This window comes from uncultured Methanobrevibacter sp. (assembly GCF_902784195.1).
In the GTDB taxonomy this organism is placed as follows: Archaea; Methanobacteriota; Methanobacteria; order Methanobacteriales; family Methanobacteriaceae; genus Methanobrevibacter.
In genome coordinates, this window is record NZ_CACZTX010000009.1 from 24343 (window position 1) to 47859 (window position 23517).

Consider the following 23517-nt stretch of genomic DNA (forward strand, 5'->3'; position numbering starts at 1 on the left):
AAATTATTTCTTTTTTAATTCTTTTCACTTATCTTAACTTATTTTAACTTATCTCTAATTTCTAAAATCTTTTTTATGTGTTTGCAATGGTTTTCCTTATCGCTTACTTTGACACCACCGAATTTAAGGTTTTCCCTGCGGTATTTAAAGTCTTCACAGTCACAGCTAACTGTATCCTCTAAAAGGTCAAAAGTGATAATGTAATGCTTATTGGAGGACTTGCTCTTGATGAAATAATCTTCCCACTCCTCATTTTTAGAAACTTTTTCTATTATCATAACTAATCATCAAAATTAATTATAAATTCATAATAAATAAAAGTTTTTGAAAATAATAAAATTATGAAAAAATCCATACAAAAAAGTTTGTAAGAAAAATAGCTTAATAAAAAATATTATAATAAAAAAAGTAAAAAGTAAACAAAGTGAAAATAAAAAAGAAAAAAGTTAATCAATATTATTCAATATCAATCTTGATCTTTTCATTTCTTTTCTGTTTTGCTTCCTTAATGTCGTTTAACTTATCTGTAAACTCTTTAGCATTCTGCAATTTCAATTCAATTTCAGAAAGCTCTTCCTTAAGAAGCATTTCATCTCTTTTTAATGAGTTGATATAATCTTCACTGCCATTATTGTAATCCTCATATATTTCCAAAATCTCTCTTGCTGAAAGGATGGATTCCTCTTTTAGGAATTTTTTGGTATGAGGTTTCACTCTAACACTTAAAGGCTGCAACCTTTCCTTTTCACCAGCTTTTCTTCCTGAAGCTTCTGTTTTGGAATCTTCGTAAGCGTCCCAGAATTCAGTGTTTAGATCCTGCAATATCTTAACTCTATCTTTGAATATTTGTTCTAAATCCCAAATATCAAACTCATCTGCATCTTTGTAATCCTTAGCTTTGAATCCAGAGTTGTCAAATTCATAGTTATTGCTTTTTTGCTCATTATTTTCTTTATTTTCAGGCATTTTTCTCCCCCATTTAAATAAAAATATTTTAAATTTATAAAAATAATCCAATAATGTAATACATAAATTACTTTTGTATACTATTAAATTGTCATACAAAATATATAAATGTATTCATTTTTTACTATGAAATGGTTGAAAAAAGATATTGTTAACATATAAACAATAAAAATTTAATAAAATGAGATAGATAAAATATAATGAATTAAAAAAACATAAAAAACTTAAGTGAAATAATGAAGAGGATATACTTGCTTTTACCAATCCTTGCAGGAATAATGTTTGGATCCACAGGAATATTTGTCAGAACCTTAACTGAAAATGGAGTGGATTCAACCACATTGCTTTTTTTAAGATTTTCAATAGCTATCCTATACATATTTATAGCTATATTCCTCACTGATAAAAGCCTTTTGAAGATTAATAAAGAGGATATTCCATTATTTGTACTGTGTGGACTATGCATCCTTGGATTGAACTTATGTTACAATAGCTCCATCAATACAGTCCCATTATCCCTTGCAGCCATACTATTGAGCACTGCACCAGTTTTCGTACTGGTATTGGAATACTTACTGTTTAAAGAGAAAATCACTTCAATTAAAGTATTATGCGTAATTCTTGTACTTATTGGATGTACATTGGTAACTGGACTTCTTGAGGAAAATTCAATTGACATTTCATGGATAGGAATAATAGCAGGTATTGGATCAGCTATTTTCTGGGCAATCTACTCAGTAACATCAAGAAAATCAATTGATATGGGAAGGCATACATTCACAATACTATTATACTCATTGATTACAATCACAATAGTGACAATCCCATTTACCAATTTCACCCAAATTGCTAATTTCGTTAACTTGAGTCCAGTCCAAAACATATTGTTCCTATTATTGCATTCATTGGTCTCATTCGCATTGCCTTATGTATTCATAACAATTTCATTGAATCATTTAGACGCGGGAACAGCGGTCATATTATCCTCTGGAGAGCCAATTGCTGCTCTTGCATTTGGTATGATATTTTATTTGGAAATGCCTACAGTATTAATGGTTTGTGGAGTGGCCATTACAATAGTGGCATTGATACTCTTAAGCAGAAGCTCTGCAAATGAGGTCTAAAAAATAGAATGTGAAAAAAATAGCTAAAAAATTAAAATTGGAAATTAAATGGATATAAAATAAGAAAATATTATTCTGCACTAATACTGCAACATAAAAATCCTACTGCAAATAATAACAGAATCATAAATAAAACCAAAGAAAAACCTCCAAAATTTTTAGACCATACAAATTTAAAAAAATTAAATATTAAACAGGATTAAACTTATACAAAGTCTAATTTACTGTTTAATTCCTTAAATCTGTTTCTAATGGTAACTTCAGTTACACCAAGTGTTTTTGCAATCTCAGTTTGAGTTTTACGCTCTCCGAACAACATGGAAGTTCCATACAAAGTTGCAGCTGCAACACTTGCAGGATCTTTGCCTGAAGTCAATCCCAAGTCTTTTGCCTGATCAATGATTTCAATGGATTTAACTTCCACTTGGGAAGACAAACCTAATCTGCTAGCAAATCTTGGAATGTAATCATTTGGAGAGATAGGGGATAACTTAATGCCCAATTCTCTTGCTAGAAATCTGTAATTTTTACTAATGGTCTTTTGATTTATTCCAGTGCCTTTCTCGATCTCATCTAAAGTACGTGGAACTTTACAGAGCCTGCAGGAAATGTAAACAGTAGCAACCAAAAGTTTGCTAATGCTTCTTCCTCTGATTAAATCCTTATCCAATGCTTTTCTATAAATGGATGCAGATTCCCTTTTTACGCTGCTTGAAAGAGCTAATTTGGAAATTACCAAACCCAACTCAGTGAAAGCTCTGGATAAATTTCTATCACGAGTGCCCCCTACACGAGATTGATTGTGCAATCTTTTCAAACGTTTCCATTTGGCATAGTCTTTGATATTTCCTTTATTGATATCAAAAGTGGTAGACAATCCACCATCGTGAATAGTGATATCATTAGGTGCACCATTTTGACCTTTGAAATTACCTTCCTTATCTCTAGCGGTTCCTCTGAAGGTTGAATCGATAATGTTCTCTTCAAGAACCAAGCCACATTTTTTACAGGATTTTTCAGAACGGATGTTATCAATGAAAAATTCACTGGATCCACAAACTGGACATGTGACTACTTGAACTTCATTGCTTTCTAAGCGGGAAAATCTTCTACGTCTAGATTGATTCCTTAAGATAGATGAATATTCTTTTTCTCCAATTTCATTTTTAAAAATAGTTTTACTGCCGGATACACTGTTTTTAATAATAGATTCTTTTACGCTCATTTTTTACCTTTTAATACATACGAATTCAGATTACTACTCCATTATCAAAACTTAAGAATAAATGGGTGGGATATGGTTTTATTAATAAAGTGGGATAACAAAGTTGACAACTTAATAGTAATTAAATCAATACTATTGCAATTAAAAAATAGAACTAAAAAAGAAAGTGTCCTATAATAAATATGATTTGATGATGTTTGATTTCTCTACAATTTCAATTAACTGGTTATTAATTGAAAGCTAAGCTTTTGGCATAACTTAGCACGAATCCAAGTCGTGGTATATGTATGTTTTGGGAACTTTGATAGCCCCATTACTAATAGCAAAGTTACTGCAGTTACAATAACATGAATTAACCTTTGCAATAATTGTTATTTTTAGTGATATATGACAAATTAATCTATTCTGGCTAAATAAATTAATTTCTGGTGTTTTCAATAAAAATAAAAGAATTTAGAAAAAATTTTTCAATTTTTCTAAAAACTTATGATGGTTTTAATCAAATATTAAAAACCTTTATGAAATTAATCAAACTTGCGAAATATACAAGTAGGACATAATATTATGATTCCGTTATATATAAAGGTTTGCATTAATAATCTTCTTTCAAGACTTTTAGTTCTCCAGTTACAATGTCAATGATAAGACCATGCACTGGAACATCTGGAATCAATGGATGATTTTTGATCTTGTCAACAACATCAAGCACATTTGCCTCTTCAGATTCAAATCCTCCGATCCATTCTGCCAAGTCATATTTTGCAATGTCTTCCTCTTTAATGCCTCTAGCAATCATTTTTTCTTTCAATGCATCTGCATCAGCCCCAGCCATACCACATTCAGTGTGACCTACAACCAATACCTCTTCAGCACCGAGATTGTATAATGCAGCACCAATGGATCTGATTGCATCTTCTCCTACAATGGAGTTTCCTGCATTTCTGACTATTTTTGCATCTCCTCTTTTAAGTCCTAAAGCAGGTTCAAAGAAGTCAATCAATCTGCAATCCATACAAGTAAGGATAGCTAACTTCTTTTGTGCATGGTGAGACATTTCCTCTCCTTCAAAGTTTTCGACAAATTTCTTGTTATCTTCTAAAATACCATCCAATATAGTCATACAAACACCTCTAAATACCTTAAGACTAAAAAGATAATTTATTTTTATAATTTATAATTATAGTCTTTATAATTGATTTTTAAAGTATAAAATTGATTAGATAATCATACAATTTTATATAATAATTTATGTTTTCTAAACTATATAAAATTATCTTAATCTGTTTTAAAAAATGGTATTCCGATTATTAATCGTTTAAAAATACTTAATTAAATTAAATAATGATTAAAAATAAAAAAGGAAAATTGTTAATAAAAAATAAAAAAATTAGAAAATAAAAATCAAAGAAAAAAATAAAGAAATAATATAAATCAAAATTAAACCTCAAAATAAAAAGCTTCTTCCCTAATATATTTCACATTCTCCACATATAAAACATCTTTAGGATATTTTACATTTCCTAATGTATGATTTTCTAGAATATCACATGAGAATATTTCATTAAATATTACGTCACAAGCATAAATTGAAGGAATCTTATCTGAATCACTCTTATCCATAACTACAAATGCATCCTCTGAAACAAAAACGTATTTATTTCCTAAGGATTCCATCCATTTTACGGTTTCATTATCATAACCTTTGTAATAATCTGCGGTTTTAATGTCATCAATAATTTTAGAAAGTTCAATAGGGCCTTCAGATGACACATTCAGTGTCGCATTATGAATTATCGCATTTGTTGCATCACCATCTCTTGGAGAAGTGCTTAAAAATGCTAATGCTCCAAACAGAATTAAGAAAACTATTGCTATGATAATCATATGGTTTTTCTTCAATAGATCACCCCCAAAAATAGATGATGTGAAAATTAATCATCATCTAAAAATGCTAATTTTATATTGTCAATTATTTCGGAAAACTTTTGACTGACTTCAGAATCAGCATAGCTATTTACCATAGTGCTGTCTTGATTTGCAGATTCAGGAACCTGTTCAGTTAAAGGCAAATTGCCTAAATAAACAACTCCCATATCAGTTGCAAACTTTTCACCTTGGGACTCACCGAATATATTGGTTTTCTCACCACAATGAGGACATACATAATAGGACATATTCTCAATAAGTCCAATATCCTCTATGTTTAGCATCTTAACCATACCTACACATTTCAATACATCTTCCTGTGATAGGCTATTTGGTGTGGTAACCATAATGACCGCATCAACATTAGGCAATGATTGAAGCACAGTCAACGGTTCGTCACCAGTTCCAGGAGGATTGTCAATGATCAATACATCAAGATCTCCCCATGCAGTGTCCGCCATGAACTGCTTGATTGATCCTGATTTTTGAGGACCTCTCCAAATGATTGGAGTGTCTTGAGAGTCTATCAAGAATCCCATTGACATGACCTTGATTCCATTATTGCTCATTACAGGAATCATTTCCCCATGTTCAATCATAACATCCTTACCTTCAACCCCTAACATCTTAGGAATGTTTGGTCCGTGAATGTCTGCATCTAGTATACCAGTTAATAATCCTTTTTTCTGAAAAGCTTCTGCCAAGTTAGCAGCTACTGTGGATTTACCTACTCCACCTTTTCCACTCATGACAGCTATTTTATATTTGATATTTTTCATATGTTCAAAGAGCCTTAATTCCTGTTCAATCATTTGCTTCTGTTGTTCAGGAGTTAAATTTGCAGCTCCATGATGTCCATGTCCATTATTTGCCATTTTATGCCTCATTAGTTTTTTTAAACAGTATAATATATCATACTTAAATTATTTAAATATTATTTTTTTAATAAAATTGCTTTTTAATATGGCCAGATGTAGATATATGCAAACACTATAACATGAAAATTAGATAACTATTAGAATTAATTAAAAATCGATTAATTAAATCAATAAGTTTATCACAACTATTAAAATTATTATGTCTAAAATTAATATAATTGAAGTAAAAAATTATTGGAAAATTATTAGAATATTGAAAAATTAATTGAAAATAAAATTTTATAAAGAAATTGAAAAATAGAAATAAAAATAGAAAAAATAGAAATAAAAAATTAAATAAAAAAATAAAAGGTTAAAATTTAATTACCACTAGAATGTTAAATGAACAAGCTGCTCTTGAAGGGTAAATGAATTTGTATTCCAATTCTGAATATTACCTAACTTGTTTCTGCTGCTTGTTGCATCAGCAGAATACCATACACCATCAACATAGATTTGCGCCCATACGTGACCAGTGTTCAAACCACTTGAGAACTTACAGTTCTTACCATGGGAAAACCTTGCAGGTATGTCAGCTGCTCTACAAAGAGCAACAATCAAGTTTGCATGATCACAACAGTTACCTTTTTTATTGCTTAAGGTACCAGTTGCCTTATATTTGGTGTTTGCATAATATTCATAATTGATATTGTCTCTAACCCAATTAAATATAGCTTCAGCTTTAGCCCATACAGTAGATTTGCCTGCAGTTAAATCATTAGCCAATGAACGGATGGCTGAATTAAGCGCATCATTTCCAGAAGAGCTTAGATATTGAGCTAGTTGAGCAGAAGTAAGAGCCTGTACCTCATTTAATCCTTTTTTATACTGGGCGGTATTTCCTCTTTTATTGACATCTGACCCGGGTGTACCATCAACATCCTTTGCATTGAAAGTAATGTAATTTGGCAATCTATAATTATTTGAATAGAAATCTAAAGCTTTAGAAAGTCCAAATATGTATAAGTTAGGATAGATTTTCCCTATATTTGTGTCAATAAAATCTGGAAGTTTTTCATTGGATACAGCCCCATTAATTAATGCATTTGCTAAATCTATATATTTTGTTTTATTCAAATCAGCATTAATTGAAGAGCTTCCATTATTAGTGTAATTAGAACTAATATTGATAACTTCTACATCAAGCTTTTTACCATTATTAATATTAATAACAGATTTAGACATCAAATAAGCAAAACTGGTTATGTTAACATTAATACCATTTACAGAAACTGTAGATGGGAGATATCCCTTAGATTCAACAAATGATCTCAAACTTTTAGATGCATCAACAATCTGATTAAATGTGAAAACCTTATCCGATTTAACATTTAAGTTTACAGAACCTGATGAAGCATCATAGACACTATCTCCTGCAAATGAATAAGTTAATTTAGCTGTTTTAGGGGAATTCTCTACAATGAAGAGACTTGCAGCACCATTAGCATCTGTAGTGTCAGTATAAGTCTTACTATCAAAATTAAATGTAATAAGTTTATTAGCTAAAATCTTTGAATTAGAATCCCTTAAAGTAACCACATAAGAACTGTTATTCATTATAGAACTTCCAGAATTCTTTATATTACTTGAAAGCTTTACTGCAATATTTTTAGTTCCAGAAGAGGACCTATTATAATAGGAAGTTCCAGCATATTTATAAGACAATTTATAAGTTTTACCTGCTGCTAGACTAATAGTTAAACTAGCAACTCCTTTAGAACTGGTAGTTTTAGTATAAGTCTTACCATCAAGAGTAAAGGTTATGGTTTTACCTGATAATACCTTACCATTACCATCTTTTAAAGTGACTTTATAAGCACTTCCTTTAATTATAGTTGTTGCAGAAGGTCCAGACAAACTAGTTGCCATCTTAGTTTTGAGTCTTAATGAACCAGAACTAGAACCATAATAACTACTTCCACCATATTTATAAGAAAGCTTATATGTATAACCTATTGGAGAATTTATCTTTAAGCTGACTTGTCCTTTGGAATTAGTAGTTTTCTTATAAGTTTTTCCTCTGTATGTAATTGATACTGTCTTTCCAGTTAAAACCTTGCCTTTATAATCCTTTAAAGTAATGTAATAATATTTTCCTTTACCAACTGAACTTCCTGAATTGGATAATTTAGTTGGAGTTTTAATGAATACATTTACTTTTTTAGAAGAAGCCCCATAATAGGAACTGCCTGCATACTTATAAGTGATTTCATAAGTTTTTCCAGGAGTTGGGCTTAAAGTTAAGGTTACAACCCCTTTTGAACTTGTGGTTTTAGTATAAGTTTTGCCATTATAAAGTACTTTAACGGTCTTTTTAGATAGGGCCTTATTGTTAGAATCTTTTAAAGTAACAGTATATTTACTTCCTTTCACTATACGTGCATCAGATCCAACAATTTTTGTAGGCATTTTAACCTTAAGGCTTACTGAACCGGAACTAGCAGCATAATAATCATCACCAGCAAACTTATAAGTTAATTTATAAGTCTTGGCTACTGTACCAGTAATTGTTAAACTAACTTTTCCTTTTGAATCGGTAGTTTTAGTATAAGTCTTACCATTAAAGCTAAGAGTTACTTTTTTAGAGGATAACACTTTACCATTTTTATCTTTTAAAACAACATAGTAAGCTTTTCCTTTAATTGCAGAACTACTTGCATTGGTAATGCTTGTTGGAGTCTTGCTAACAGTTACTTGAGTAGAAATAGATGAATTTTCATATAACTCATCACCTTCAAAAAGAACAGCAATAGTATAGACACCAGCTTTTCCACTAATTTTTAAACTAGCAACTCCATTAGAATCAGTAGTTCTAGTGTAATTATTTCCATTAAATGTGAAAATTAAGTTTTTTCCAGATACCGGATTTCCATCCTTATCTTTTAAAGTGACGGAATAATCTTCTCCATTAACTACTTTAGAGCTAGAACTTATAATAGTTGTAGAATTCTTAGTAGTTTCCTCTGAACTATCACCAACAGAATCAGAATTAGGGATTATATCAGAAGACTCTGCACTTGAATCATCAGACGCTCCATTATCATTTCCAATTAATTCTGAATTATCATTTGTTGAATCAGACATTTCAGAAGAAACAATCTCTTGATTATCTAAATCCTCACTAACTGATCCATCACTTTCTGCAAGATAATTCTGATTATCATTTATGTCACTCACATCACTTGCTGATACTGAAGCAATTGAAACAATGAACAATGCTAAAATCAACAAAAGTAATGTTTTGTTTTTATTCGAAATTTTTTCACCTCAATACATTAAAAAAGATGAACTAACATAATAAAATAAAAATAATGTTAATTATTATATTAAAAACAAATTTTTAATATATTTGTAAAAATAAAATTATTTTAGAACTTTTTTAACAAAATAAAAAATTCTTTTTTAATGTTATATAAAAATTTTTAATTAATATAATATAAATGTTTCTCTTAAAAAAAAATTAATCCAGAAGATATAATTAGTTTAAATTAAATATAAAAATCTAAAATTCATTAGATTTAAAAATAAATTATATTTTATACATATCTATGGAAAATAATAAAAAATATTAAGTTAAATAAGAAAATAAGAATAATTATTGAATAAAATCAAAAACAATCTAATAATGCTTTATTAGATAAATAAAGAGCTATACATATGTATTTTATTAAAATATAACAAAATAATAATCAAATAAATGAAATATAAACAAAATTAAGATAATTTAATTAAAAAAGCAATAAACAACGCTTTTTAAATTGAAAAACAGAAAAGTAAAATCCCATATCATATATAATATTAATATATAATTAAAAAAAGATTTTTTAAAAAATAGAACATTCTTATTCTGAAGAATAAAGTACAAATCAAAGGTAAAATGGAAAATAAAGCATTAAAATGAAAGATAAAAAATCATATTTAGATAACCTAATTAAGTATGAAAATTGCTTAAAAATAACAGGAAAAATAATGTTAAAACTATTAAAAAATTAATTTAAAATGGATTTAAAAATTTGATAAAATTTAAAAAATAATTAAAAATCTAAAAATAAAAATGATAGAAAAAGAAGTGAGAAAAACATAAAAAATGAAAAAAAGAATTAATGGATAATTAATTATCCTGAATCAGTAGCTCCTGAAGAAGATCCTCCACCATCAGATGAACCTCCACCATCAGAAGATCCTCCTCCACCAGAGGACCCAGAACCTGAATCACTAGAACCAGAACCAGAACCACTGGAACCTGAATCACTAGAACCAGAACCAGAACCATTAGAACTTGAGGAACTAGAACTTCCAGAATGACTTGGACTTGCAGAATGGCTAGAACTTGAGGAACTAGAACTATATCTTACAGTAGAGCCTGAAGATGAGGAACTAGTGCTAACACTGGTATCTGTGCCATCATCAACTGTTAAATTCTCTGTTTCATTAATTGTTGTGTTAGTAACATTAGTTACATTTTCTTGCAATTCTGTATCTTCTGAGTTTCCTAATCCATTAGATATGAAAAGGAAACCGCAAACAAGTGCAGCAATTGCAATCAAGATAAGTAAAATAATAATTATTTTATTTCCAGTATCCATAGAATTACTCCTAAATTTTTTAAAACATTAGTAAATAATTTTTTAAGATTTACACAATAATAATATTTCTTTTTTAATAAATATAAATATTATCATAAATAATAGCTTTAAAGAAATCCTATTATCTGATAAAATTAGTTCTTTGTTTTTCTCCTTCATGATTAGGCAATTCTGAATTTTCAATTGATTTTAAAATCCATGCCATATTAGTTGCCAATGTCCTCATGGTTTGAAGACCTTCCAAATCTTGCCTGACTTCTTCAGGAGTGTTTCCATGTACACTATTCCAATATTGTGATGCAACTATTGGCATGTTTGAAATTGTGAAGTACTTGTTCAATCTGTCAAAGCTTGCACTTGCACCTCCTCTACGGCAGCTTACGATAGAAGCTGCTGGTTTAAATGCAAAGTTAGCGCTTGCAGCATAAAAAACTCTATCGAGTATAGCGCATAATGCACCATTAGGACCTGCATAATAAACTGGTGAACCTACAATTACCCCATCAGATTCAATTAGCTTATCAATTATTTCATTTGCTGGATCATCGTCAAATGCACATTTTCCATTGTTATGACCACATTTTAGACAAGCTATGCAACCTCGAACAGGCTTATTGCCAATCCAGAAGATTTCACTGTCAACACCCTCTTTCTCCAATTGGTTTTTGATTTCAGTCAATGCTGTAAAAGTGCATCCTTCCTTATGCGGACTTCCGTTAATTAGTAAAACTTTCATTTTCTCACTCCAAAAATTTTGATTAATCATTTTTCAAAATTTAATATAATCATATACTATTTAATTAAATTATTAGTTTTATATTTTAGGATAAAATATGGAAAATAAGAATAAAAATAAAAAAATGATAAAAAATTTAAAAATATAAAATAGGAAAAATAAGAATAAAAAAAAGAAAAGAAGAAACTATAAAACTGATTATAGTTTATTCTTAAAGATGGTTTATCTCATTGAAATACAAAATATCATCACATATTACATCAAGCAAGTCTTTATCATGACTGACAGCTAGAATACCAATATTATTAGCTTTACAATGCTTAATAAGTGCTTCCCATATCTGCACTTGAGTTACAGCATCAAGCATAGTGCTTATCTCATCTGCAATGATAAATTTTGTTTGGGGATTTAAAGCCCTTAATATACTGAAACGTTGCAATTCCCCACCAGAAAGTTCACTTGGCCAACGAGTCAACCAATTATCTTTTAGACCAAAAGTGTCTTTCAAATTCTGTGGAGGAATCCATGATTCTCTTAATACCTTTTCCATCTTCCATTTAGGATTCATAGTCTTTTCTGGATGTTGGAAAATTAATTGAATAGGATCATAACCATTTCTATTAACAGAATTACCATCAATAGTTACCTCACCAGCATAATTGCTAATATAACCGGAAATAATCTTACATAATGTACTCTTACCACTACCACTATCTCCAATTAATCCGATTATCTGATTACTGTTAAGAGATAACGAAACATCTTTTAATATTGGTTTCTTCTTATGATATGAAAAAGAAATATTTTCTGCCTTAAGCTCCATCATTAGCCCCCTCATCATTAAGTTCTCCTTCAACTACTTCCTCCGAAACAGGCTCTTCAGGAATAACTTTATCAAAATTAAAGCACCTGATCATTGCACCATCATGTTCAATAAGTTCTGGTTTTGATTGATTACATTTGTCTGAACGTATTGGACAATTTTCATAATAAGGGCAACCGGGGACCTCCTCCAATGGCTGAACTCCTTCAGTTAACTTGAAACCATTCTTTGGCAATGCATCGACTAAAGCTTTGGTATAGGGGTGCAATAAGTTTTCAGAATTCAAGAAGTTTTCCACTTTATTGATTTCAATCACATACCCTGAATAGAATATTGCAATCTTATCTGCTGTCTTTAAAGCCACATCTATTTCGTGAGTAATCAGTAACACACCTTTACCTTGATCTTTTAATTTTCTAATGTCATGAATTGTCTCTTCAACACTTTTTGCATCAAGACCTGGAGTAGGTTCATCAGCAATCAATAAATCAGGATCATTCAATAAAGCTGTAGATAATAATACTTTTCTCGCCATTCCACCAGACAACTCAAAAGGATACAAATCATCTACACTTTCATCCAACCCATATTTACTGAATACTTCCCTTTGTCTTATTTGTTTCTCTTTACGCTCATTATCATCTTTACATTCACCAACAGCCTGTTGGGAAACTTTCATTAAAGGATCCAAGAAATTTACAGATTGAGGTATTAAGCAGATTTCCTTACCTCTTATTTTTTCTTTCATCTCTTGGTTTAAAACTTGCCCATTATATTTAACTTCTCCTGTCACATGAGCATTGTAAGGCAAAATACCTAAAATTGTGTGAGCTAAAAGACTTTTGCCTGAACCACTGGAACCTAATACAGCTACGATTTCACTTTCACCAATATCAAGTGACAAATCAGAAATTACCTTTAAATCGTGCCTAACTAATCCTTGGACATATTGTGTAAAAGATATTGATAAATTATTTACTTCTAATAATTTCTCCATAATACCACCTAATCTAGTTATTTGCCTCTCCAGGGTCAAGCAAGCGTTTTAAATTATCTCCAATAATATCAAACAACAATACTACAATCAATAATGCAAGACCTGGGAAGAATGCTAACCACCAAGCGCCCATTGCAAGATAGGACATTGATTCGGATAGGATAATACCAATAGCTGGCTCATGTGGTGATAACCCAAATCCTAAGAATGTTATACTTGCTTCATGCATAATTGCATGAGGGAATACAAGCAAGGTTCCTACAAATATTTGAGATATTACTAAAGGTAAAATATGCTCCTTTGCAATCCATAACTTGCTTCTACCTAATCTATTGGATAAAGCAACATATTCAGATGTATTAATTTGCAATACTTCCGCCCTAAGTACTCTAGTTAAGTTAACCCAGTGCGAAAAAGCTACAGCCATAATTACACCGAATGCACCTTTACCTAATGCAATTGATATCATCATAAGCAATAATATATGGGGAATGGATGCAAACAAGTCAATTGCCCAAGAAACAGCCTCATCCAACCATTTATTTGCACTTGCAAGAAATGCTAAAATAGTGGCTATTATGCTGGAAATTACTGATGCACCGATACCAATGACAATACTTAAGCTTAAACCTTTTATTGTACGGGTAAACATGTCCCTTCCCATCCAATCAGTACCAAATGGATGAACCAATGAAGGAGCTTGCATTTTTATGGAAAAGTCTGTTGGTAAATTGGCATTAGTCATCCATCCGCAAATGAAAATAACCAATAAAATCAGCCCAGTAAGACCAATGGTCAAAAGTGTTTTTTGCCTTAAGTTCAATGAACTGAATAATCCTTTATTGTACCATGGCATCTCACTCATCATCCTCACCTCTTAATCTTGGATCAACATATTTATAGATTATATCTGCAATAAGGTTCCCAGTAAATACAAAGATTGCACTGATAATCACAATACCAAGCAATAATGGAACATCAGACCTTAAACCAGCAGCGACAGTTGCCTGTCCGATTCCTGGATATGCGAATACTTGTTCTACAAGAATGGTTCCACCGAACAACTCATTAAATGACAAGAATTGGATGGAAATAGCTGGGAGCAAAATATTTCTTATTCCATGGTTTTTGATTATTCCCCAAAAGCTTTCACCTCTTGCTTGTGCAAACAAGAAATAATCACTTTTTTTTACTTGAATAAGCTTGTCTCTTGTGAACATTGTTAAGGAAGCTATTCCTACAATACTTAAAGTCACTGCAGGCAATATCAACCGGTATAACCATTGCCAGAAGGTTACAGTATCAGACAATTGACCAATAGGTACAGAAAGACCTATTGGGAACCAACCCAAGTAAACTGAAAATAACATTAACAATACCAACCCTATCCAAAAGGTAGGTGAAGATTGTAATATATAACTGTAGGTTTTAATTGCCTTATCAATCCAAGTACCTTCTTTAGCACCGGCAAGCACACCTAATCCAAAACCAAAGATTCCGGATATTACCCAAGAAGTTGCCATAAGAGTTAATGAAGCGGTAAATTTCTGTACAATAACTTCTGTTACAGGGACTCGATAAATCAATGAAAATCCCATGCTTCCAGTAGCTAAAGTTGAAAGCCAACCAACTACTCTTTCACCTAAAGACAAATTAGTTCCCCAATATTCTCCCATAATGGCTAATTGCTCTTGACTAACAATCCGTTGTCCTAAATAAGCTCTAACAGGATCAATAGGGGACATTTGTATCATAATAAAACTGATAGCAGCTATAACGATCAATAAAATTATTAATCTCACTACTTTCAATCCTAAAAATTTAGCTAAATTTTTACTATTAATTTTAATCAACCCATATAATCTATTAAAAAAATAAGTATGAAAATACTTAAAAATTATAAAAAATGCGTAATAAATAATTAAAAAATTATTTGAAGAATCTTTTAATGAATAATAAAAAAAATCCTTGATAAAATAATTAAAAAATTATTTAAAGAATCTTTTAAAAGATTACTCAAAAATCTTAAAAAATTCTTTAAATGATTCTAAAAATAATTAAAATATCAAAAAATTATTAAAAAATGATTTATTATAAAATAAACCATTTATATTTTAATAATTTTTAATTTAACAATTTCACTTGCATTAAATTTTTAACAATTTATGCAGTTTCATTTGTTTCAAGACGTTTCCAGTCGTAGATGTTACCCCAAATATCTCCACCGTGTGGGTAGATAAGGTGAGTGCTGTTGGAAATGTCTAAATCATCACTTACAAAGTAAGTGTAGTCCATAGTACCAATCCATAAGAATGAATTGTGGGAAGTAGCTTGTTTTGCAGCTTGCTTCCAAGTACTGTAGGAAGCATCGGTAGGTTGAGCCATTGCTGTATCAATTAATGCATCTACAGCAGAATCTTTAAGATTACCTGGGTTATCATAACCTACACAAGCTACATCTGAACCGTATTGGTGCTCAATTGAGTATGGATCCGCTGAACCGAATCCCCATACAACTCCTTGACTGTATTTATCTGGGTCAATTTCATCCCAACTTGCACCTTTAGGAGTGATTTCAATACCTAATTCTTTAGCTTGTTCAGCAAGAGTTACTGCAATTGCCTGTCTTTCAACTGCGGATGCTTTGTAGTAAACTGTGAATTCTGCTTTTTGACCATCTTTTTCTCTGATACCGTCACCGTCAGTGTCTTTCCATCCAGCTTCTTCAAGAATAGCTTTAGCTTGATCTACTTGACCGTCTTTGTATCCAGCATCAAATGCCCATGGTAATTGGTCAGCCACACCAGTGTAGGATACATTACCGTATCCGTTTAATGCACCATCTATTAACTCTTCTCTGTCAATACCAATAGCTAAAGCTTGTCTGACAGCAGGGTCTCCAGTTACATTGTTACCGATTGCAACACCATCTTCACTGGTTTTACCTTCATCCATTGTGGTTGGTAAGGAAACACCACGTACATCAATGGAATCGAAGTATTCCATGTGGTAACCATCGATTTTTTCATCTGCATAGGATACTGCTACTTCAGCAATGTCCACATCTCCATTTTTAACTGCTGCGAATGCTGCATCAGGGTCAAGGAAGAGGTTAGTAATTTTGTTGAAGTAAGGTTCTTCACCATAGTAATCAGGGTTTTTCTCTAAGATGAATTGTTGACCTTTGTCCCATTGAGCTAATTTATAAGGTCCAGAACCGATTGGGTTTTGACCATATGTTGCATTGTCATAAGTAGCTTCTGGAACGATACCCACATCAGTCAATTTATTGATGAATGTGGAATCCGGTTGATCAAGAGTAAAGACTACTTTATCTCCATCTGCTTTAGCTTCTTCCATATGGGTTAAGTCTGCACCTTCTCCAAACTCTTTAGCAGTGTTATAGGAGAAAGCCACATCTTTAGCGGTTAATTTGGAACCATCTGTGAATTTAACATCATCACGAATAGTTACAGTATATGTTTTCAAATCATCAGATATTTCATAATCTGTTGCCAAGTCATTTACAAATTCGTTGTCAGCATTTCTTTTCAGAATTGTACTTTGAATTAATGGGTCTGTTCCGGAATCATGGTATCCCCAACCGTGCATTGGGTCAAACCCGAACTCCGGTTCTTCACCGTGTGCTGCTACACAAGTGATTAACTCATCAGGAGCATGTTCAGATCCTCCTGTTAAAAAGTCAAACCAGCCTGCAGAAGCAGAACCTACGCTGATAATTGCTATTAATACAATTACAGAACCTACTAAAATCTTTCTATCCATATAATTTCCTCGTTAAATTACTTAAAAAATAACATCCTCCAGTATTACTATTTTAAACAAAATTCTAAAAAAGTAATACTATTCATGAAAAAGATATTACAATTATAATTATGATTTTAAAGTATATAAATGTAATACATTATTCTAAAAAAGTATTACTTTATTGTAAAAAATTAGTGAAAAAGTAATAAAAAAGTATTAATAAAAATGCTTAAAAGTAAAAAAAGTAATACAAAACCAGGTTAAATATAAAAATAATTGAAAAAAAGGGAAAAATAAGATAAAAAAGCATAAAATAATAATTAATTAATAAAAAAAGAAATTAACATAAAAAAATAATGTAATAGTGAAAAATATGAAAAATTATTCTTTTAAGTATTCACAGACCTTTTCACCTGCAAATAAGCATACTTCAACACATGGAGATTTGTCATCACCATCTTTTGAAATGTATCCGCATGTTACAGATTCATACTTGTCCTTGAATTCATTGAATAACTTTTTGGAAGCGGAAATGATTTGCTTTTCATCTGCACCTAAAAGACCTAAAGCCATTACAGCTCCAGTTACAGCACCACAGGTCCCTTCAGAGAATGTTCCACCAATTCCTCCAGAGAATCCTTTTGCAAGAAGAGCCAATTCTTCAGTAGGCATACCTGCAACATCACAAATTCCCATAAGAGTTGCTTGTGAACAACTGTAATCCTTTCTGTATTCTTCAATTTTCTTTACTACTTCATTTGAATCCAATTCCATAATAATCCCTCACAATTAATTTAAATCAAATTTTGAATAATTCGAATTATTTAAAACATTGTTATAGTTAGTATAAACTTCAATATTAATAAGTTTTTATAAATCAATTAAATATAATAATTTGGAAAAATAGTAAAAAAAGAAATAAAAAACTATAAAAAAAGAAATAAAAGACTATAAAAAAAGAAAATAAAAAATAGTAAAAAAAGAAATAAAAAATAGTAAAAAATAGCTATAAATAAATATTATTTAATAAAAAAGAAAAAGACTAGTTGTGATAGGTTTCACAACTTTGTCTAACCAATGCATGCTTGTGAGCATGCATATGCTTAATTCCACTTTCTGTTTTGATTTCATCAATTATCTTAATGCCGTCATGAGAATGTGAGTGCTCACCATCGTTGTGGAAATGATAATGTGAATGCTCTACATTTTCAGTATCGATTTTCTTAATTGAATCATCAAATTTCCTGTCATACAGCAATGCTGCATTAAGCACTACAAGACATGACCCTGCATTGTGTACAATAGCTCCAGTAACAGGATTCAACAATCCTAAAACGGAACATACAATAGCTACTGCATTGATTGTCATGGAAATGATAATGTTTGCCTTGATTGTAAACAAGGTTGAATTTGAAAGCTTTTTAAGATATGGAATCTTGCCAATGTCATCACCTAAGAGTGCAATGTCTGCTGCCTCAATTGCAACATCACTTCCAACGGATCCCATTGCTACACTTACATCAGCTGTCTTAAGTGCAGGTGCATCATTTACACCATCACCAATCATACAGACTTTCTTGCCTTCACTTTTGAGCTTTTCAATCCAATCAAGCTTTTCTTGAGGAAGAAGATTACCATATACCTTTCCAATTCCAACTTGAGAGGCAAAATAATTAGCGGTTTCAGTATTATCCCCTGTAAGCAATATGGTTTCAGTTCCTAAATCATGCAAGTTCTCAATCATGTTTTTGGAATCTTCACGTATCACATCAGATAATCCGATCAAACCGACTACGCCATCATTCAAAGCAACGATAATTGAAGCCTTACCTTCATGTTTTAACTGGTTTAGTTCAGCATCAACATTAAAATCAATATTATTTTCTGATAGAAATTTGGAGTTTCCTGCATATACTTGACCATAAGAGTTTTTACAACTTACCCCTTTTCCAGGGACCATCTTAAAGTCTTGTGGTTCTTCAATATCAATTTCCGCTTCTTTTGCTTTGTCTACAATAGCTTTAGCCAATGGATGCTCACTTAATTTCTCACAAGAAGCAACTATATTTAAGACATCCATTTCATCTAAATCGTCTTTCAAGGAAATAATATCTGAAACTGCTAAATTACCATAAGTTAAAGTACCTGTTTTATCAAATACTAAGGTATTCAATCCACCTAATGTCTCTAAAGCTTCACCAGATTTAATGAGAACCCCATATTTTGTTGCCTGACCAATAGCTGCCATAATTGCAGTTGGTGTAGCAAGTATCAATGCACATGGACAGAACACTACGAGGACTGTCACCCCTCTTTCAATGTTTCCTGTAATGAGCCAAGCTGCAATTGCGATTATCAATGCAACAGGAACAAGCCATGTAGCCCATTTATCTGCAATCCTTTGAGTTGGAGCTTGCTTTTCATCAGCTGCCTTTACAAGGTCAATCAATTTTTGAAGTGAAGAGTTTTCACCTAAACTGGTTGCTTTAATGTCAATTGCACCATACAAATTCATGGTACCACAGAATACCTCATCCCCTATATCCTTATCAATCGGCAATGATTCACCAGTCATGATAGATTGATCAAGAGAAGAAGTACCGTTTATAATTTCACCGTCAACAGGTACACTTTCACCAGGAAGAATTCTTAAAGTATCTCCGATTTTAATCTCATCAACGGAAATCATTTCTTCCTTGCCATCAACAATTCTCCTACCTGTTTGTGGAGTTAAATTAATAAGATTTCTTAAACCTTTTTTAGCTCTTTCAACTGTCCAGTCTTCTAAAAGAGCACCTAAAGCCATAATCCATGCCACTTCACCTGCTGCAAATATCTCACCAATCAAGAGTGATGCTACCATAGCTATTGCAATAAGAAGTGCAGATGAAATCCACTTTTCACGGATTAATCTGGTTAAAGCCAATAATAACATTGGAATACCACTTATTATTACCGCACCCCATGCAGGGTTTAGGTAAATTGGAGTGTCAATTCCAAGTATCATGAAAATAACAGCGATTACGAGAAATATGGCTGAAATAATGGTCATTTTCAAACCAAATAAGAAATCAGTTATTTCATCAATCAATATAGACACCTTCTTTTATACTTATTATTAAAATTTATCGTAATATTAAAAAGTATTACTTTTTTTAAGTTTTCATATATTTAGTATTACTTATAATTAATATATACAATAGATTATATAAATGTTATTACTTTTTTGTAGTTTTTTGTATGAAAAGTATTACTTTTAGAAAAATTTGTAAAAAAATATAGAAAAAGTATTACTTTTTTGCCTATTTTGGTATAAAAAGTATTACTCTTAAAAAAATCTAATAAAAAATTAATAAAAATTAATAAAAAAGAGTGTAGAAATTATGAAAATTTAAAAAAAAATCATAAAAATAGATATGAATAGAAATAGAAAAAATAAAAAAAGATGTGAAAAATTAAAATTATCTGATTAACTAATCTTCCTAATTAATACGGAAGTGTTGTTTGTTTTTCCTCTAGGAAGCAACATGACTTCCTGATGGAATCCTCTTGTATCCTTTTCAGTTACTGGAGAGTAAAGAATGGCTCTCATACCAGTATAGGTCCTGTAAAGTACAGGAGTCTTCTCGTCAACAACATCCCAAACATTTGCAAATACCCTGTCCTTAGGTTCAGCAAATGCTGCAATCATCAAGATGTCATAATCCAAGTCTGCAATGGTCTTTTCATTACCTGTTATAATCTCAATTCCTTCATCAAGGTCTAAACGTTTTAATACTTTTCTTGACAATTCAGCAACATCAGGATCTTGTTCAATACCAATACATTTGCATCCAGTTACCATATTAAACATGATTATTGTTAATGGCAAAGGACCGCTTCCTAAGAATACAAAAGTCTTGTTTTCATTGAATTTAGCCAATTGCATCTCATTTTCAATAAGGCCAATATACCTGTCATAAAAATGGAATGAATCCAAAACAGCTTTAGGATCATCAGATTCCAATATCTTCATAGCATTTTCACGTTCCAATCTTGCACCGATATAAACATAGAACTTACGAATCAACTGCAATGCCTTATTCATTTTCTCATCATCAAGAATATGCTTTGCAGAGTCAAAGTCTATTTCTTTATCATGGGCAATGACTTCAATATCATCCAAAATCTTTGTAATCTCCTCAATGTCTGTGCCATCTAAAGCAGAAAGCCCCTCGTTGTCTAAGTCCCCATAACTTGAAAGCTTATTTGCAATCTCTTCAATTGTTCCCCAATATTTATAGCAACTCATTTTATCACACAAAAAGTCTTTAAAAAAAAAATATTTTTATCCCTAAGTTTATTTTTTAATTTTATATAAAAAAATGTAAAATTAAATTTAATATATACTTTATATTAAAGAATATATAAATTTTAAATTAAAATTAATAAAATAAATTTTATTTACTTGATAAATTCTTTACCATATGAACTGTCTGGAGCTCATTATTTGTATCCCAAGTTACATTGAATCCCACCTTTTTCCAAAAGCTAAATCCAGCTTCAAGATTCTTATGGGTATGCAAATAAATCTCGTTGAAGTTATTTTCACAGCAGAATTTTTCAACAGCATTATACAACTGTGTAGCCAATCCACAACGCCTATAATACTTATCTACAAAGAGTCTCCAAATGCTTGCTGTAGATTCCTTGGAGTATAAGTCCTGAAATTCCATAAAGTTCTTATCATACTGCCTAACCGCTATGGTAGCAATGATTCTTCCATTGCCACTATCCTCAACATAAAACAGACTATTTTTCTTGGAATCGATATAATACTTATTCAAGTCTATTATGTCCTTATGCCATGATGGAATGTAACCATAGCCATATTCAGACCTTATTTGGGAAAACAGGAAATTTCTCACCCTAATCTTTGTATCACAATCATCAGACAATTGATTTATGGTAAAATTCATTTGATCACTTTAATCATTTTTAAGAATAATTAATATAACTCATAAATAAATTAAAAAAAAATAAAAAATCAAAAAGTAATACTTATTATGAAAAAAATATTATATTAATACTTTATATTTAATAATTATGATTTAATATATAAAAATATTTCTAAAAAAAGTAATACCAAATAGCTTATTTTAGGTAAATAAGTAATAATTATTACTAAAATCCATTTTACTTATATATTAAGTAATAATTTTCAATTTAAAAAAGTATTACTCTTTAGTATTACAAAAGAAGTAAAAATAGATAGAATAGTAATACTGAAAATATTAGAAGAAAATAAGAGAAAAATTGGATATAAAAACAAGAAAAATAGTGAAAATTAAGAAAAATAGAAAAAGAAAAAAAGTAATAAATAGCTAAAAATAGCTATTTAAAATTCTCAAATACTAAGAATAAATACTAAATTTATTCAATACCGAAGGATTTTTTGAGTAATTCTGCGTTAACGAATCCTTCTTTGTATAATTTACCAGTGGTTAAATCGTTGATAACAACTTCAGCTGGTGCAAACATTCCTTTGTCGATTTGGTAGAAGTCGAATCCTGCATCTTTAAACACGTCAAAGAATGGTTTACCATATCCGTCAGCTGCAGAAGATGGTAATTGAGCTGCTACTGCTGCAATGTCATCTCCTTCTTCAGATTTGACATAGTAATAAGTTCTTCCACCGAATAAAACTGCATCATTGGTTTTACCCATAGCTTTTAATCCATCTGGGTCGATAGGAGCGATTGGTGCAATACCTGCTGCATGTACAACTTTTTTAACGTCAAATTTTAAGAATTCTAACATTTTGTAGGTACCGTTTTCAACTACTCTTCCTGCAATTTGGATAGATCCAACTAAGGAAGCGGTAGGAGCTACAAGTAAGAATACATTTTCTACAGCTACACCACATTCATCTGCAATGTATTGAGCTACGTCTTCACCAGGCAATACATCAGCTTCTAAAGTTAAGATTGCGAGATCAGCTTCATCTTTGTAATCAATTTCTTCATAGGTTTCAGCTGGTTTTAATGATAATGCTCTAGCTGGACCGGAACCTAATGCAAAGAATTCACCTACAGAAACAGACCAACCTGCTTTTTGTGCACCTAAAGTGGAAATAGCTGGGAAATCGGTTTTTATTTTTACAGAAGGTAATGCGAATTTTTCAGATAAGTCTCCAGGAATGGAAATACCCACATCAGCTAATCCTCCAAGACATACTTTAGTATATAATTCACCTGCTTTAAAACTACCAGCAACATTTACACCACAGTCAATAACGGTTGCTCCGTTTCCTAATTTGGAAACAGCAATGTTAAGGTCGTCAGCTTTTTCAATCATTACATCTACAGTTTTTTTAGCTTCTAAATTGACACTAACCATAGTTTAACCTCAATTAAAATAATAAAAATAATTAAATTGATTTAAAATTATTGATTTAAATTGAATTTACT

20 protein-coding genes are annotated in these 23517 nt (G+C 30.9%); 1 reads left to right on the forward strand and 19 read right to left on the reverse strand.

Annotation, left to right across the window (positions count from 1 at the left end):
* Window positions 1-38: 38 nt before the first annotated feature.
* Complete coding sequence (locus tag QZU90_RS07095; RefSeq protein WP_295606476.1) at window positions 39-278, reverse strand: hypothetical protein; 240 nt, start codon at window positions 276-278, stop codon at window positions 39-41.
* Between the two features lie 178 nt (window positions 279-456).
* Window positions 457-966, reverse strand: a complete 510-nt coding sequence (locus QZU90_RS07100; protein WP_295606471.1) for a hypothetical protein — start codon at window positions 964-966, stop codon at window positions 457-459.
* A gap of 236 nt (window positions 967-1202) precedes the next feature.
* Between QZU90_RS07100 and QZU90_RS07105 the strand changes: the two genes are divergently transcribed.
* On the forward strand, window positions 1203-2090 hold the full coding sequence (locus QZU90_RS07105; protein WP_295606466.1) for a DMT family transporter: 888 nt from the start codon (window positions 1203-1205) through the stop codon (window positions 2088-2090).
* Window positions 2091-2295: 205 nt separating this feature from the next.
* On the opposite strand, the gene QZU90_RS07110 is transcribed toward QZU90_RS07105, so the two are convergent.
* The 17 genes from QZU90_RS07110 to mch form a co-directional block, all read right to left on the reverse strand.
* Entirely contained in the window at window positions 2296-3315 is a 1020-nt protein-coding gene (locus QZU90_RS07110) for a transcription initiation factor IIB family protein (protein WP_295606461.1), read from the reverse strand.
* Between the two features lie 592 nt (window positions 3316-3907).
* On the reverse strand, window positions 3908-4435 hold the full coding sequence (locus QZU90_RS07115; RefSeq protein WP_295606456.1) for a carbonic anhydrase: 528 nt from the start codon (window positions 4433-4435) through the stop codon (window positions 3908-3910).
* Between the two features lie 317 nt (window positions 4436-4752).
* Complete coding sequence (locus QZU90_RS07120) at window positions 4753-5214, reverse strand: hypothetical protein (protein ID WP_295606453.1); 462 nt, start codon at window positions 5212-5214, stop codon at window positions 4753-4755.
* Window positions 5215-5246: 32 nt separating this feature from the next.
* On the reverse strand, window positions 5247-6116 hold the full coding sequence (locus tag QZU90_RS07125; RefSeq protein WP_295606449.1) for an Mrp/NBP35 family ATP-binding protein: 870 nt from the start codon (window positions 6114-6116) through the stop codon (window positions 5247-5249).
* Between the two features lie 372 nt (window positions 6117-6488).
* Entirely contained in the window at window positions 6489-9389 is a 2901-nt protein-coding gene (locus QZU90_RS07130; protein ID WP_296856389.1) for a transglutaminase domain-containing protein, read from the reverse strand.
* A gap of 884 nt (window positions 9390-10273) precedes the next feature.
* Window positions 10274-10744 carry a hypothetical protein gene (locus tag QZU90_RS07135; protein WP_296856391.1) on the reverse strand — a complete coding sequence of 157 codons (471 nt, stop codon included), beginning with the start codon at window positions 10742-10744 and terminating at the stop codon, window positions 10274-10276.
* 121 nt (window positions 10745-10865) lie between these two features.
* On the reverse strand, window positions 10866-11480 hold the full coding sequence (locus tag QZU90_RS07140) for a flavodoxin family protein (protein WP_295606439.1): 615 nt from the start codon (window positions 11478-11480) through the stop codon (window positions 10866-10868).
* Window positions 11481-11691: 211 nt separating this feature from the next.
* On the reverse strand, window positions 11692-12303 hold the full coding sequence (locus QZU90_RS07145) for an ABC transporter ATP-binding protein (protein ID WP_296856609.1): 612 nt from the start codon (window positions 12301-12303) through the stop codon (window positions 11692-11694).
* Window positions 12293-13300 carry an ABC transporter ATP-binding protein gene (locus tag QZU90_RS07150; RefSeq protein WP_295606436.1) on the reverse strand — a complete coding sequence of 336 codons (1008 nt, stop codon included), beginning with the start codon at window positions 13298-13300 and terminating at the stop codon, window positions 12293-12295. Before QZU90_RS07150 ends, QZU90_RS07145 begins: the two co-directional genes overlap by 11 nt.
* Window positions 13301-13313: 13 nt before the next feature.
* Window positions 13314-14168 (reverse strand): ABC transporter permease, encoded by an 855-nt coding sequence (locus QZU90_RS07155; protein WP_394349915.1) that lies wholly within the window; start codon window positions 14166-14168, stop codon window positions 13314-13316.
* Window positions 14158-15045 (reverse strand): ABC transporter permease, encoded by an 888-nt coding sequence (locus QZU90_RS07160; protein WP_363142479.1) that lies wholly within the window; start codon window positions 15043-15045, stop codon window positions 14158-14160. The genes QZU90_RS07155 and QZU90_RS07160 overlap by 11 nt, the downstream gene beginning before the upstream one ends.
* A gap of 418 nt (window positions 15046-15463) precedes the next feature.
* Window positions 15464-17086 (reverse strand): ABC transporter substrate-binding protein, encoded by a 1623-nt coding sequence (locus QZU90_RS07165; RefSeq protein WP_295606434.1) that lies wholly within the window; start codon window positions 17084-17086, stop codon window positions 15464-15466.
* A 363-nt stretch (window positions 17087-17449) separates the two neighbouring features.
* On the reverse strand, window positions 17450-17842 hold the full coding sequence (locus tag QZU90_RS07170; protein WP_296856393.1) for a C-GCAxxG-C-C family protein: 393 nt from the start codon (window positions 17840-17842) through the stop codon (window positions 17450-17452).
* Between the two features lie 268 nt (window positions 17843-18110).
* Window positions 18111-20159 (reverse strand): cation-translocating P-type ATPase, encoded by a 2049-nt coding sequence (locus QZU90_RS07175; RefSeq protein ID WP_296856395.1) that lies wholly within the window; start codon window positions 20157-20159, stop codon window positions 18111-18113.
* A gap of 378 nt (window positions 20160-20537) precedes the next feature.
* The gene (locus QZU90_RS07180; protein WP_296856397.1) at window positions 20538-21359 is read right to left on the reverse strand and encodes a nicotianamine synthase family protein; all 822 of its coding nucleotides are present in this window, start codon (window positions 21357-21359) and stop codon (window positions 20538-20540) included.
* A gap of 148 nt (window positions 21360-21507) precedes the next feature.
* Window positions 21508-22026, reverse strand: a complete 519-nt coding sequence (locus QZU90_RS07185) for a GNAT family N-acetyltransferase (RefSeq protein ID WP_295606419.1) — start codon at window positions 22024-22026, stop codon at window positions 21508-21510.
* A gap of 454 nt (window positions 22027-22480) precedes the next feature.
* Window positions 22481-23446 carry a methenyltetrahydromethanopterin cyclohydrolase gene (gene mch / locus QZU90_RS07190; protein ID WP_295606416.1) on the reverse strand — a complete coding sequence of 322 codons (966 nt, stop codon included), beginning with the start codon at window positions 23444-23446 and terminating at the stop codon, window positions 22481-22483.
* Between the last annotated feature and the right edge of the window lie 71 nt (window positions 23447-23517).